General features: G+C 58.2%; 10 protein-coding genes and 2 tRNA genes. 6 read left to right on the forward strand and 6 right to left on the reverse strand.

Translation table 11 applies throughout. The features are described 5' to 3' along the window. Positions 1-51: 51 nt before the first annotated feature. Complete coding sequence (gene hrpA, locus N7220_RS17055; RefSeq protein WP_283148723.1) at positions 52-3,951, reverse strand: ATP-dependent RNA helicase HrpA; 3,900 nt, start codon at positions 3,949-3,951, stop codon at positions 52-54. Positions 3,952-4,066: 115 nt separating this feature from the next. Beyond that, entirely contained in the window at positions 4,067-4,951 is an 885-nt protein-coding gene (locus N7220_RS17060; RefSeq protein WP_283148724.1) for an aldo/keto reductase family oxidoreductase, read from the reverse strand. Positions 4,952-5,053: 102 nt separating this feature from the next. Between N7220_RS17060 and N7220_RS17065 the strand changes: the two genes are divergently transcribed. Further along, positions 5,054-5,974, forward strand: coding sequence for a LysR family transcriptional regulator (locus N7220_RS17065; protein WP_283148725.1), 921 nt, complete (start codon positions 5,054-5,056; stop codon positions 5,972-5,974). A gap of 95 nt (positions 5,975-6,069) precedes the next feature. Here N7220_RS17065 and N7220_RS17070 read toward each other — a convergent pair whose 3' ends face one another. The 3 genes from N7220_RS17070 to N7220_RS17080 form a co-directional block, all read right to left on the reverse strand. Further along, positions 6,070-7,296 carry a PAS domain-containing protein gene (locus N7220_RS17070; protein WP_283148726.1) on the reverse strand — a complete coding sequence of 409 codons (1,227 nt, stop codon included), beginning with the start codon at positions 7,294-7,296 and terminating at the stop codon, positions 6,070-6,072. A 251-nt stretch (positions 7,297-7,547) separates the two neighbouring features. Continuing rightward, a tRNA-Asp gene (locus N7220_RS17075) sits at positions 7,548-7,624 on the reverse strand. A 9-nt stretch (positions 7,625-7,633) separates the two neighbouring features. Then, positions 7,634-7,709 (reverse strand) — tRNA-Val (locus tag N7220_RS17080). Between the two features lie 196 nt (positions 7,710-7,905). Between N7220_RS17080 and N7220_RS17085 the strand changes: the two genes are divergently transcribed. The 5 genes from N7220_RS17085 (at position 7,906) to N7220_RS17105 (ending at position 14,212) form a co-directional block, all read left to right on the forward strand. Beyond that, entirely contained in the window at positions 7,906-8,772 is an 867-nt protein-coding gene (locus tag N7220_RS17085; RefSeq protein ID WP_283148727.1) for a type II secretion system protein N, read from the forward strand. 9 nt (positions 8,773-8,781) lie between these two features. After that, complete coding sequence (gene gspD, locus N7220_RS17090; protein WP_283148728.1) at positions 8,782-11,004, forward strand: type II secretion system secretin GspD; 2,223 nt, start codon at positions 8,782-8,784, stop codon at positions 11,002-11,004. Then, on the forward strand, positions 11,001-12,470 hold the full coding sequence (gene gspE / locus N7220_RS17095; RefSeq protein ID WP_283148729.1) for a type II secretion system ATPase GspE: 1,470 nt from the start codon (positions 11,001-11,003) through the stop codon (positions 12,468-12,470). Before gspD ends, gspE begins: the two co-directional genes overlap by 4 nt. Before the next feature lie 179 nt (positions 12,471-12,649). Further along, complete coding sequence (locus tag N7220_RS17100) at positions 12,650-13,258, forward strand: SRPBCC family protein (protein WP_283148730.1); 609 nt, start codon at positions 12,650-12,652, stop codon at positions 13,256-13,258. 45 nt (positions 13,259-13,303) lie between these two features. After that, a complete protein-coding gene (locus N7220_RS17105) occupies positions 13,304-14,212 on the forward strand; it encodes a polysaccharide deacetylase family protein (RefSeq protein WP_283148731.1) in 909 nt (302 codons plus the stop codon). A 44-nt stretch (positions 14,213-14,256) separates the two neighbouring features. On the opposite strand, the gene thpR is transcribed toward N7220_RS17105, so the two are convergent. Next, the gene (gene thpR, locus N7220_RS17110; protein ID WP_283148732.1) at positions 14,257-14,796 is read right to left on the reverse strand and encodes an RNA 2',3'-cyclic phosphodiesterase; all 540 of its coding nucleotides are present in this window, start codon (positions 14,794-14,796) and stop codon (positions 14,257-14,259) included.

Here is a 14,796-nt window from a genome sequence, read left to right on the forward strand (position 1 = left end):
AAACAAAGGGCTCGAGTGAGCCCTTTGTTTTATCCAAACCTTCAGCCTGTCTCAGCGCCGCAGCAACTCTTCCCACAACTTGCTCAAGCGTTTGAGCGATACCGGATAGGGCGTGCGCAGTTCCTGGGCAAACAAGCTGACGCGCCATTCTTCAATCATCCAGCGCATCGGCAATAGCTTGGCGGTATCGCGGCCTTCGCGCTGCCATTTTTCCAGTTCGCTCTGCCATTTATTCACAAACCCGGTGACTTCCGCCGCACGCTGGCCGTCACGCTGCGGGTTGGCGACGCGTTTGTCCAGGCGCAGTTTGATCGCTTTCAGGTAAACCGGCAGGCGCGGCAGTTGCTCCCACGGTGTGGCGGCCATAAAGCCATTGAATATCAGCTTATCCAGCTGTTCTTTTACGGCATTGCCCAGCGGGCCGGGTTTGTTCACCAATGGCGCGATGGCACTGTATTCGTTGGTGATCTCGGTCAAGGCCCGAATGGCGCCGTCGCGCACCGACGGCAGCTTGGCGCGGGCGCGGGTTTTTTGTTCGTCAAAGGCTTTGCGTGAACGCGGCGGTTCGTCGTCACCCAGAAAGGCCCGGTTGCAGATGCAATTGACCAGATCGTCCATCAACATGTCGGCGTTGCCCAACGCACGCAGTTGCAGTGCCAGTTGCTGGAAGGTGGGGACTGATTTTTGCAGCTGTTTGACGTGTTCTTTCAGCTCGATGCGCAGCAATTGCACGATGCCTTCACGGTGCGCGGCTTCGGCGGCGTGCTCGGTATCGAACAGCAGAATGGCGCAGCTATCCGGGCCATCCGGCACCAGCGCCGGAAAGCCGGTAATGCTGCGACCCTGACGCTTAAAGGTGAGCTTGGCGGGCAGATCGCCAAAGTCCCATTTCACGATGCCGGTTTTTTCGATCTCGCTGCCGCTGTCATCATCGCCGGATTCGCGGAAGGTAATCTGCGCCGCTTCACCTAATTGGGCGCGGATGGCGACCAGATCACGGCCATTGGCCAGTTCCTGTCCGGCATCGTCGACCACGCGGAAATTCATTTGCAAATGCAGCGGTAACTCGGTGCCCTGGAAGTCATTTTCGGATACTGGATGGCCGATACCGCGCGTGGCGGCGTGCGCCAGTTGCGGCAACAGCGGCGCTTCGTGATCGGCTTTGTCCAGTTCGGTCAGCATGCGCGTGGCGAAGTCCGGCACCGGCACGCACAAGCGGCGAATCGACTTGGGCAGCGATTTGATCAGCAGCGTAACCTTTTCGCGCAGCATGCCAGGCACCAGCCAGTCGAATACGCTGGCGTTGACGCGGTTGAGCTGGTGCAAGGGCAGGGTGAGCGTTACACCGTCCAGCACGTGACCGGGTTCAAAGCGGTAGGACAGTGGCAGGCGCGCTTCAGCCAGCTTGAAATGCGTGGGGAATTGATCTGCTGTGACCATGCCCGCCGCACGGCTCATCAAGTCTTCACGATTCAAAAACAGGATTTTTGGATCGGTTTTTTCCGCGTCTTTGCGCCATGCTTCGAACCCGGCGCCGTTCACAATGCCGTGCGGGATGATGGTGTCAAAACAGCCAAACAGCACTTCGTCATCCACCAGGAAATCCTGGCGGCGCGCTTTGTGTTCCAGTTCTTCGATTTCCACCAGCAAATCAAAGTTGTGTTCGTGGTATTTGGCTTTGGTGTTGTAGTTAAAGCGCACCAGCGCCTCGCGAATGAAAATCTCGCGCGCTTCGACCGGGTTGATCTTGCCGTAATGCACGCGGCGGCGCGCCACAATCGGCAGACCATACAAAGTAACGCGCTCGGACGCGACCACTTGCGCCTGGTCTTTCTCCCAGTGCGGATCAAAATACTGGCGATGCACCAGATGCATGGCCAGGCGCTCTACCCAGTCAGACTCGATAGTGGCAACGCAGCGGCCAAATAGCTTGGTGGTTTCGACCAGATCACCGGCCAGCACCCATTTCGGGCGCGCGCGTTTGAGGCCGGAGCCAGGGAAAATCTGGAACTTGATGCTGCGCGCACCCAAGTATTCATCGGCGTCGGGTTGTTTCATGCCGATATTGCCGAGCAAACCGGTCAACAGTGCTTTGTGAATCTGCTCGTAAGTGCCGGGCTTTTCATTCAGCCGCCATTCCATTTCCTCGGCGATGTCGGCCAACTGGCGGTGCAGATCACGCCATTCACGCAGACGCAGGTAAGACAAAAAGTGGTCGTGGCACAGGTTGATCAACTGGCGGTTGGATTGCTTGTTGGCCAACGCTTCTTCAAAGAAGTGCCACAGCTTCAGATAAGACTGGAAGTCGGACTTCTCATCGACAAAGCGAATCTGCGCCCGGTCCGCCGCGTCGCGCGCATCAAACGGCCGTTCGCGCGGGTCTTGCAGGCTCAACGCGCTGGCGATAATCAGGATTTCTTTCAGGCAATGTTCTTGATGCCCGCCCAACAACATGCGGCCCAGCTTGGGATCGACCGGCAGGCGAGACAACTGGCGGCCAGTTTGGGTGAGGCGATCTTCTTCATCCACTGCGCCCAGTTCGCGTAGTTGCTGATAACCATCGGCAATCAATTTGCCTGATGGCGCTTCCAGGAAGGGGAACTCATCCACGCGCCCGAGTTTGAGCGCGGCCATCCGCAAAATGACGGCTGCCAGTGAAGAGCGGACGATTTCCGGGTCGGTAAATTCAGGGCGCCCGTTGAAATCCAGCTCGTCATACAGGCGTACGCAAATACCGGAAGACACCCGACCGCAGCGACCGGCGCGTTGGCGGGCCGAGGCCTGGGAGATCTTCTCTACCAGCAGTTGTTCGACCTTGGCGCGCGGCGAGTAGCGGTTAACCCGTGCATGGCCGGAATCAACCACGTAGCGAATGCCTGGCACCGTGAGCGATGTTTCGGCCACGTTGGTGGCCAGCACCACGCGGCGGCCGTTGGAGGCGCGGAAAATCTTCTGTTGTTCTTCGTTGGACAGCCGCGCCAGCAAGGGCAGCACTTCGGCGTCGCGCAATTTGGCTTTACGAAATTCTTCGGCGGTTTCGCGGATTTCGCGCTCGCCGGGCAAAAACACCAGCACATCGCCCGGACCATCGTGCCGCCACAATTCTTCGACAGCGTTGACGATGGCTTCTTCCATTTCGATTTCAGCGTCGTCTTCATCGCGGCTGGTCAGCGGGCGATAACGCACTTCCACCGGAAAGGTGCGGCCAGAGACTTCAATGACTGGCGCACCGGTAAAGTGGCTGGAGAAGCGATCCGCATCAATGGTGGCGGAGGTGACGATGACTTTGAGGTCGGGGCGGCGCGGCAGCAACTGCTTGAGATACCCAAGCAAGAAGTCGATGTTCAAACTGCGCTCGTGCGCCTCATCGATCAGGATGGTGTCGTAGTTGCTCAGCAGCGGGTCGGACAAGGTTTCGGCCAGCAAAATACCGTCGGTCATCAGCTTGATATAGCTGGCCTCAGATGTCTTGTCGGCAAAGCGCACCTTGTAGCCGACCACGGCGCCCAGATCGGTCTTCAGTTCTTGCGCAATGCGGGCGGCGACCGAACGTGCGGCCAGCCGGCGTGGTTGCGTGTGACCAATCAACCCGGAAACGCCACGACCCAGTTCCAGGCAGATTTTCGGCAATTGGGTGGTTTTACCGGAGCCCGTTTCACCACAGATGATCACGACCTGGTTTGCGGCGATTGCGGCGCGGATTTCGTCGCGCTTCTGGTTGACCGGCAGGCTCTCGTCGAACTCCGGCTTGGGCAGATTCTGTTCACGCAGCGCAAACTTGCGCACGCTGGTTTCAATGGCTTGCGTCAGCTCGGCGACGGATCGCTCCACCGGCTTGCCCTGTGCCGCACGGTGTGCCGCAGATTGCAGCTTGGGCTGCAATTGAAAGCGGTCACGAGCGAGGCAGTGGTCAAGCTGCGCGCTCAGTTGGGCAAGGATGTCGGAGGGCATAAACGAAACCGGGCGTAAAAACGCCCGATTCTAGCATGCCCACGCCGCGCGCCCGGCTGCACGTTTGCAGCGGGGCGCGGGCGGAGATCACTTGAGGATACTGCGCCGGTACATGTCAGAGGTTCGCGCTGCCAGTCGTGCCAATTGCGTTCAGTTCTGCCAGAACGGCATCGGACAAGCGCAAGTCGACCGCCTGCAGGTTTTCCCGCAGATGCGCCAGCGACGAGGTGCCAGGAATCAACAGTAGGTTCGGCGAGCGATGGAGCAGCCATGCCAATGCCACCTGCATGGGTGTCGCCTCCAGCGTTTGGGCGATTTGCGAGAGCGCCGATGACTGAATAGGCGTGAAGCCGCCGAGCGGGAAGAACGGCACGTAAGCAATGCCTTGCTCCGCCAGCGCATCAACCAGCGCGTCATCTGTGCGGTGCACCAGGTTGTATTGGTTTTGCACGCAGACAATCGGGGCAATGTGTTGCGCCTCGGCAATCTGGGTGGGCGTTGCGTTGCTTAGGCCGATATGGCGTACCAGCCCGCGTTGCTGTAACTCGGCCAGCGCAGTGACTTGCCGCTCGATTGATCCTTCTGCGGGCGCGTGGATGTCGCCCATGATGCGGATATTGACGATATCGAGCACATCCAGGCCAAGGTTGCGCAAGTTGTCATGCACGCCACGTTCCAGATCAGCGGGTTCCAGCGCTGCCAGCCACGCGCCTTTGTCGTCACGAATGGCGCCGAGTTTGGTGACGAGCACCAGATCATCGCGATACGGATGAAGCGCTTCGCGGATGATCTGGTTGGTAATGTGCGGGCCGTAGAAGTCGCTGGTATCGATGTGATTGACGCCCGAAGCCACGGCTTCACGCAGCACGGCAACGGCTGCGGCACGATCCTTCGGTGGCCCGAAAACGCCAGGCCCGGCCAGTTGCATTGCACCGTAACCCATCCGGCGCACCGGGCGACCGGCCAATTCAAATGTATCTGCTGAAGTGAAGTTCGGCATGCTGCTTTCCTTGAGGATTGGTGAAGCGAGTATGAGCGCAATTGTGCTGTTCGATAATCCGGTTTAAATTGCACGGGTTGTTTCAAAAAGTGAACAATGGTTATGGAGTTCAATGATCTCGCGGCATTTGTGTCGGTGGCCCAGGCGGGCGGTTTTCGCGATGCAGCGCGCATTAATGGTGTGTCGGCTTCGAGTCTGAGTATCGCCGTACGCCGCCTTGAAACCAGGCTCGGTTTACGGCTGCTGAACCGCACCACGCGAAGCGTCGCACCAACCGAAGCGGGGCTGCGACTGATGGAACGATTAACACCGTTATTCAGTGAGATGGAGGCGTCACTCGACGTCTTGAACGGGTTTCGTGACAAGCCGACGGGTACGCTTAAGCTCAATGTGCCATCGAGCGCTGCGCACATCGTCTTGCCGGGCGTTATCGCCGCATTCCTGAAAATGTATCCGGATATTCGGGTTGAGGTGGTGGTCGAGGATGGCTTTGTGGACGTGCTGGCCGCTGGCTGCGACGCGGGCATCCGCTACGATGAGCGACTGGAACAGGACATGATCGCTGTGCCGATCGGCCCACGCGTACAGCGTTTCGCTACCGCTGCGGCACCCGAGTATCTCAATGTTCACGGCAGGCCCGAACATCCCCGTGATCTATTGGAGCACGCCTGCCTGCGCGGGCAGTTTGCCGGCGGCGCCAAACCGACATGGGATTTCGAACGCGACGGCGAGGTAGTGCGGCTGGACCCAGCGGGGCCGCTATTGGTGCGGCCGAGCGCTGCTATCGACCTTGCGGTCAGCACCGCGTTGGCCGGGGTTGGCGTAATTCACTTGTTTGAGGAGATGCTGCGCCCGCATCTGGACAGTGGCGCGCTGGAACCGATTCTTGAACCCTGGTGGCAGCGCTTTTCCGGGCCGTTTCTGTATTACCCAGGCCGCCGCCATTTACCGGCACCGCTGCGCGCGTTTATTGATTTTCTGAAAACACGTGAGGAGACTGGGGCGTTGCTGCCGATGCGCTGAATCAATGGTGCGACCGAACGCATATGCACGCCGGCCTGCCGGGAACTCAAGTGAGATGCCCGGAGTTTGCGCGGGAGTGTTGGGGAGTGTGTAACTTAGTGCAGAACCAGCAAGGTACGGCTTTTATCGTCGACGCCGATTTGCTGAATGCTGCAGGTGTGAGACTTTTGATCGCGGCTGTAGACCAATTGGTGAGAAGCCTCCGGGCACGATTCAGCCAGTAGTTGTTCGCTATTGGCGGTGATCGCTTCCAGTGGACGGCCCAGCAAGTCGGTGGGTGGTGTGTTCAGCCGTTCGCACATCGGGTTGTTAACAAACTCGATAATGCCCTTGCGCACCAGCATGAACGGCACCGGCAAGGCATCGGCCACACCTTCAGATAACGGATCAGAAGACGCCATCATCGCCTCGGCGGCTTTTACGTGAGTAATGTCGATAGCAATCGACAATATATATACGTCGCCGTCGCGGACCAGTGGTTGCTTGGTGATATCGAACCAGTGGGTGCGCCCGTTAGGCAGTGTCCAGTGATCAACAATGCGCACGGTCTCGCCCAGTTCCAGTACGTCAGTATCGCCCAGCGTGAAGGGCAGGCGGGTGTCATGCACGGCCAGATGCGATTGCACCAGCAATTCGTGGCCCAGCGTGGTTTGCGTCGCCCGGTTTACCAGCAAGAAGCGACCATGCTTGTCGCGTACAAAAATCAGGTTGGGGCTGGAATCAATGATCTGGTGCACAAACAGCTGCTGGTTGAAGAGAGCTTCTTCAGTGGCCTTCATCTGTGTGATATCGCGGATCACCGCCAGGCATTCGCCAGCAGACAAAGGTAGCAGGCGGGCCTCAAAGACACGTTGGCTGTCTTCGGCGCCGTTACCCAGGCGGTATTCAAACTGTTGCAGTGTCTGGGCGCTTTGCACAGAAATGAGCGCTTCCAGATACTGGCGCGAGACGCGAGCTGGAAACAAACCGGACAAACGCTCGTTGCCGCCATGCGCGGTAGGGTGGTGCGTGGCGCCAGCCTGGTTGAGCGGCGTTACAGTACGGTTGGCGTAGTCGATGCGCCAGACCAGATCCGGTAAGCAATGAGCAATAGGCGTCGCTGCTTCATCAATGGCCTGTTGCAGCATGCTGTCGGGCTCGGTTGCGGGCTGCGGCTTGTTGCTGGTGGCCATCAATGCCAGCCAGATCGTTCCGGCAACCAGCCATGCTTCGATGACCCACAGCGGCATGCCAGGCTTTACGCCGCCCCACAGGTGCAATGCGCATATGCCGCCCACGCTCACCAACAGAGCAATACCAAGCGGTACTGGGCGGGGATTCACACTAAGAGTTCGTGGAGCAAGCGGCATGGACATGGTCAGCAGATGATTTCTGACGAATTTGCGCTAGAGCAAGGGGTAGGTCAAGCAGAGCTTGGGATTTAAGCGACGGGCGTGGAAACAAGCCGTTAAGTGTTGCCGAATCGCCACGCGATGCGTGATTATTCTTACTTGTTATGTAATTTTTATTGATTTAATACTAGAGAAATACTGCTGAACAACTGAGGCGAACTTGACTGCAACAAGAGTGTTGCTGGCGGAGCGGACGGGACTCGAACCCGCGACCCCCGGCGTGACAGGCCGGTATTCTAACCAACTGAACTACCGCTCCGCAGCGGTTTGGTGGGTGATGACGGGATCGAACCGCCGACATTCTGCGTGTAAGGCAGACGCTCTACCATCTGAGCTAATCACCCGTCTCTCGTCGAGAGGTGCGCATTAGAGCATGGGGGTTTAGGGCTGTCAAATACTTTTTTGCGGGGAAGTAGCAAAACCGTAAAAATCGATAAATAAAGTGTCTCCCTCCAGGTTTCGCCCATTGCGCATGTAGTCATGCGGCCATCGCATTTGGTATAAATTGCCTCCAGATCAGACAAGAACAAAACATCCTCAGTGAAAGTCTCCAAATTCCTTATATCAGACAAGACCCGCTGGATTGCAGCGCTGGATTTGTTGCTGATCGTTGTACTTGCCTGGGTGTGCGCCGGCTTTTTCTGGCAACTGTTCGCGCCGCATTCGCCGCAGGTGCGTTTAACACCGTCGGTACAGGCGCCACGTAGCGCGTCCATGCAGTGGAGCGGCGCGCGCACCTGGTTCGGTTCTGGGGCGAGTAATGCGGGTGCGAGTAACCTGTCCGCTCAATTGATTGCAGTGATTGCCGGTGGCGATGATTACAGTGCGGCGATCTTTACCGGTCTGGATGCGTCCATGCCCACCGCTGTCAAAGTGGGGCAAGAATTAAAACCCGGTATAAAACTCACGCGCGTGGAGCGTGATCATGTAGAACTGCTGGAGCACGGTACGACCTCGCGCCTGCTGCTACAGGGAGCTAATGCTTCGGCAGTCGCCATTGCCGGTGCGGTGCCAGGTGGCGTGAATGGTGGTCGTGCAACTGGTGGCATGGCTGCGCCACCCCAAGCGCCGCCAGGTGATGGCGCTGCGACCGAAGGGCCATCGTCTACCTTGACGCGCGGACAACTGGCTTCAGCCATGCAGAACGCGAATATTTCGGATTGGGCCAAAGGGATCAGTACAGCGTCCGTTGGCGGCATCCAGATTGATAATCCATCCCAGCAGCCGTTTGCCGGGCCGCTCGGGTTGCAAAGTGGTGATGTGCTCAAGAGCGTCAATGGCGCCAATCTGGCACAGAACACCGATATTTCTACGTTGTACACCGCGTTTAGTCAGCAGTCCCAGGTGCAGCTTGTGCTTATTCGGCACGGCAACCTGTTGCGCCTGCGTTATCAGATTCAGCCTTGACGGATTGCAATGAAACCTCGTTTTCGCCCTTTATTGATTGCCTGTTTGCTCGCCAGCCAGCTCGTTGGCGCCGTAGACAACACAGTCATGCTCAACTTTGTGAATGCCGATCTTGAATCAACCATCAAGGCAGTTGGTCTGATCAGTGGCAAGAATTTCGTGATCGATCCGCGGGTAAAGGGAACGGTCAATATCGTTTCTGCAGAACCCGTGGCGCGCGATGCGGTTTATCCGATTCTGCTGTCGGCATTGCGCCAGCAAGGTTTCACCGCGCTGGAAGCCAATGGCGTGGTCAAGGTTATGCCTGAGGCTGACGCCAAGCAAAATTTCAGCGCCACCGGCCAGCGTGGCATGAAACTCAGTGGCGATCACATCGTTACCCAGGTGTATCCACTCAAGTTTGAATCTGCCACGCAGCTGGTACCGATCTTGCGCCCGTTGGTATCGCCCAATAATACGGTGGCTGCTTACCCGGCTGGCAATACGCTGGTGATTACCGACTACGCAGACAACGTGCGTCGCCTGAACCGGATTATCGACAGCATTGACCAGCCCGCATCGTCAGATATTTTCCCGATTCAGCTGAAGTACGCTTCGGCGCTGGATGTGGCGCAGACGCTGGCCAAGCTGATGCCGGAAATCTCCATGCAGGGGGTTACGCCGACCAATAATCCGGGTGAGGGCATTCGCCGCAGCACGGTGGTGCCGGATGTGCGCAGCAATGCCTTGCTGGTGCGTTCGGAAAACGTCGCGACGGCCCAGCAGATCAAACGCATTGTCGAAACACTGGATCAGCCCGGCGCAGCTGGCGGCAATATCCATGTGATTTACCTGCGCAACGCTGAGTCATCCAAACTGGCCAGCACCATCAAGGGGATTCTGAGCGGTCAGGACTCGGGCAACACGGGTTCGCAATCGACCAGCCTGGCATCTTCGGCCAGCCAAAGTAACAGTTCAAACGGTAGTACCGGATCCAGCACCGGCTTGTCTGGCATGAGCAGTTCCACTTCGCCGTCGACGACAACCAGCACCAGCAACACCCAGCCAACTTCCACCAGCGTTCAGGTGGGTGGCACCAATGTATTGATCACAGCCGACCCGATGACCAACTCGTTGATCATTACCGCGCCGGACAATATCTATAACAACTTGCGTGAAGTGGTAGACAAGCTTGATGTGCGCCGCGCGCAGGTTTATGTCGAAGCCATCATTGCCGAAGTAAATGCCTCCAAGCTCAGCGAACTGGGCGTGCAGTGGCTGCTGGCGGGCGATAATGCCAGCGCGTCGGCGATCGGTTTGTCGTCGCTGGCAACCGGTGTCGGCACACTGAACAATTCGCTGGGCAACATCATTTCCAGCATCGCGACCAGAACCTTTTCCAGCACACCCGGTGGCTTTAACGTTGGCGTGGTGAATGGCTCGGCGCAAGGCAATGGCAGTACCCCGACGGTGGGTGCATTGCTGTCGGCTTTGCAAAACACTGGCGATGCCAACGTGCTGTCCACGCCAAATCTGGTGACGCTGGATAACGAAGAAGCCAAGATCATGGTCGGTCAGAACATCCCGATCCTGACTGGGCAGACCGCATCCACTGGCTCCAACCAGAACCCGTTCAACACCTATACCCGCCAGGATATCGGTATTACCCTGGCGGTGCGCCCGCAAGTGTCGGAAGGCGGCACCATCACCATGCAGGTTTACCAGGAAGTGTCAGATGTTGATACCACGGTGAACACCAACGGCGGCGGCATTGCTACCAAAAAACGCACTATTGATTCCAAGGTGCTGGTCGACAACGGGCAGACCATCGTGCTGGGCGGCCTGCTGCAGGATCAGTCTTCCAATGGCGAAAACAAAGTGCCATTGCTGGGCGACATTCCTTATATCGGCGCCTTGTTCCGCTACCAGAGCCGCAACTGGAGCAAGACCGACCTGATGGTGTTCCTGCGCCCGGTCATTTTGTATGACGCCAAAGATACCGATCGCCTCTCGGCAGATCGTTACCAGTATCTGCGCAAGGTGCAGCAAGAATTCAAGATGTCGGACAGCTTCGTCTTGCCTGCGGTGCCAACCGTGGTGATGCCTGAAATGAAAGACCGGCCAGATGCACCTACCACCGGCTCACGTTACGGTGTTCCGCAAAGCAAGGCCGCGCCAGCACCCGCTGCCGCACCGGCTGTACCCAAGGCCGATGCCAGCGCCCCGGCAGCCGCTGAGGGTGTAGCCAAGTGAGTGCCCGGCTGGTTCCTTACCACTTTGCCCGTGATTTCGGGGTGGTCGACGTAGAACAACATGAGAACTCCGTTCATGTGCTGATGCGGCGTGGCGCTGATCTTTCGGCACTCAACGAATTGCGTCGGGTGGCTGGCAAGCCACTGGATGTCGAACTGCTGGACGTCGAAACCTTCGAAACCCGCTTGTCCAGCTTGTTCAGCAATGCCGGCAGCGCCTCATCCAGCGTGGCGGATGACCTCGAAAGCAACATTGATCTCTCGCGGCTGGCGCAAGAACTGCCAGAAATCGAAGATTTGCTGGAAAGCGAAGGCGACGCGCCCATTATTCGCTTGATAAACGCACTGCTGACCGAAGCGCTGCGCGAGAACGCATCCGATCTGCACCTGGAGCCTTTCGAAACGCGCTCCGTGGTGCGCTTCCGGGTCGATGGTCAACTGCGTGACATCCTTGAACCCAAGCGCGCGCTGCATGCTGCGCTGGTATCGCGGATCAAGGTTATGGCCGGGCTGGATATCGCTGAAAAGCGCATGCCGCAAGATGGCCGTATCACCCTGCGTATTGCCGGTCGTCCGGTAGACGTGCGCGTGTCCACGCTGCCTACTGGCCACGGCGAACGCGCGGTGCTGCGTTTGCTGGATAAATCGGCCGGGCGGCTGGATCTGGAAAAGCTCGGCATGGGCAAGGACACGCTCGATCTGCTGCAGTCCATGCTCAATGAGCCACACGGTATTGTGCTGGTTACCGGGCCAACCGGCTCCGGCAAGACCACGACCTTGTACGCCGCCCTGGCGCGCATGGATGCCAAGACCAGCAACATCATGACCGTGGAAGACCCGATCGAGTATGACCTTGATGGCGTGGGTCAGACCCAGGTGAATCCACGAATCGACATGAGCTTTGCCCGGGCCTTGCGCGCTATTTTGCGACAGGATCCGGACGTCATCATGATTGGTGAAATCCGCGATCTGGAAACCGCGCAAATTGCCGTGCAAGCCTCGCTCACCGGCCATCTGGTGCTGGCAACTTTGCACACCAATGATGCGATCAGCGCCATCACCCGGCTGACCGACATGGGTATAGAACCGTTTCTGCTGGCGTCGTCATTATTGGGGGTGCTGGCGCAACGGTTGGCGCGCAAGTTGTGCCCGACCTGTCGCCGTCCGGATGAGCCCACGGCAGAGGAGCGCGCGGCATTTGAGGGCAAGCCAGTGCCAGCGGTGTTCCGTTCGGCCGGTTGCCCGGATTGCGGCGGTCTTGGTTATCGCGGGCGCACCGGTTTGTATGAACTGCTGAAAGTCGATGAAGCTTTGCGTGGCATGATCCATGCCCGCGTGCCGGAGCAGCAACTCAAGGACTACGCGCTGGCCCATGGCATGTTGACCTTGCGCCAGGACGGATTGCGGCGCGTGTTGCGTGGCGAGACCAGCCTGGAAGAGGTCTGGCGCGTCACTCGCGAAGGCTGAGTTCTGCTGAGTCAGCTTTGGGCCGCACCGCGTATTGCGGCCCGGTTGCCGAGATTGCTGCACCGCCTGAATTGGCAGTGCAGCAAATCGGGTATCACCGTCTACCATTACTCCTGAAGCTGGTAATGCGCTTGGCATATTATGGCGCGACCCTAAATGGCTTGATCAGGAGAAACTGCATGCGCCAAAACATCCTCTTCGCCAGCCTGGCGAGCCTGTTGCTGGTGTGGACGAGCATGGCCAGTGCGGCCGATGCTGCTGCCAGCGCGGTGGAAGCCCACGTTGAAAAAGCCGGACAGACCGTCAAGCTCGATAGCGAATTCACCGTACCGGTGTCTCGCGAAATCGCCTGGCAAGTCCTCACGGATTTTGAGCACATGGCTTCATTTGTGCCGAATCTGACCAGCAGTCAGGTACTGGAACGCACGCCCAAATCGCTCAAGGTTGAGCAAAAAGGCTCAGTACCGTTCGGACCGTTTCACGTCGCTTATGATTCGATCCGCGAAGTGGAGTTGACGCCGATGACCGAAATCCACGCCAAGGCAGTGGGTGGCGATTCGGGAGCCATGACCAGTGTCAGTACCCTATCCGAAAAGAACGGCCAGACCGTGGTAAGCTACCGCGCCGAATGGACGCCGACGTCCAAACTGGTGGGTAGCTTCGGCACCGGTGCCGCACGTGATCAATTGCTGCATCAATTTTCTGCCATGGAGCAGGAAATGCTGCGTCGCGGGGGCCATAAAGGCAAAGCTGCGGATGCCTCAGCCGCTGATGCCGCTGCCCAATAGCCACTCACTTTTCAATTCATCCGATAGATTCCGTTCCAGACCCATATGCGATTGCTAGCGCTCAAAATTGATGTCGATACCTATCGTGGCACCCGAATCGGTGTGCCGCGCCTTGTAGATGCGCTGCAGCGGCATCAAGCCAACGCCACCTTTTTATGGAGTCTGGGGCCGGATCATACGGGTCGGGCGATCAAGCGGGTGTTTCGTCCCGGTTTTATGAAAAAAGTCTCGCGCACCTCGGTGGTCGAGCACTACGGTATCAAGACCCTGCTGTACGGCACGCTGTTGCCGGGGCCGGATATCGGCAAGCGCTGTGCTGAGCTGATGCGCGGTGTGGCGGCGGCGGGTTTCGAGAACGGCATTCACACTTGGGACCACATCCGCTGGCAAGACGGCGTGGCCAGTGCCGAGGCAGACTGGACTCGCGCCGAGATGAATCTGGCTGCAGAGCGTTACAAAACCGTGTTTGGCGAACCAGCCAGAACCCACGGCGCTGCGGGCTGGCAAATGAACGAACACGCCTATCGCTATGAACAGCAACTGGGTTTGCGTTATGCAGCCGATACGCGCGGTACCCATCCGTTCTGGCCCGTAGTGAAGGGCGAACTGGTGCGTTGCGCCCAATTGCCGGGGACTTTGCCGACGCTGGATGAACTGATTGGGCTGGATGGCCTGACTGCAGACAACGTTCATGAACACATCTTGCGGCTGACTGAACAAGAACAGCCGTATGGCCACGTGTTTACCCTGCACGCCGAACTGGAAGGCATGAAGTTGCTGCCGGTGTTTGAACGCTTGCTCGAAGGCTGGACTGCCCAGGGTTACAAGCTGGTGTCGTGCGGTGATCTGTACGACGCGCTTGATCCGGCCACCTTGCCATATCACCATGTCGAGATGGCGGAGATAGAAGGTCGCAGTGGCGTGTTGGCGATACAGGGTGCGGTTTTTCCCTGATATCGAGGTGGCGCTACCCAGCCGCACCCTGATAACTGTTTGTTCTAGCGGCCAAATCCCGCCAGCACCCGATGCAACACGCGATATTTCACGCCATCGGGTGTCGATACTGACTCGTACAAACTCAACTGGTTTGCATGCCAGATTACGGGTTGTGGCAGGCGCTCTGGCGGGCAGGTGGCTTTGCGCAATAGCGTGACGTGCGGGCTAAACGGCCGATCTTCAAAGTTGAAACCCGCTGTCCGTAAACCATGCCCCAGGCGCTGCGCCAATCCATCCAGCGCGATATGGCGAGCGGGTAGTCCAAGCCATACCACTTGCGCTTGGGTGAAGAAGCCATACTGGTTGAGTTGTAAATCCAGCGGCATGAAGCCTGATCGATCAATCAGCTGCGTCAGTTCTTCCAGTCGCGTGCGCGGTGTTTGCCCCAGAAATGCCAGCGTGAGATGCAGATTGCTGTCGGCGACCGGTTTGCCGCTCACACGCAAATGAATGACATCACGCGCCGCCGCCAGTTGCTTGCGCACGTCCGGCGGCGGGGTGAGGGCGATGAAGAGGCGGGCATGGGCGTCCATGCCCTGCAT

Source organism: Silvimonas soli, assembly GCF_030035605.1.
Classification (GTDB): Bacteria; Pseudomonadota; Gammaproteobacteria; order Burkholderiales; family Chitinibacteraceae; genus Silvimonas; species Silvimonas soli.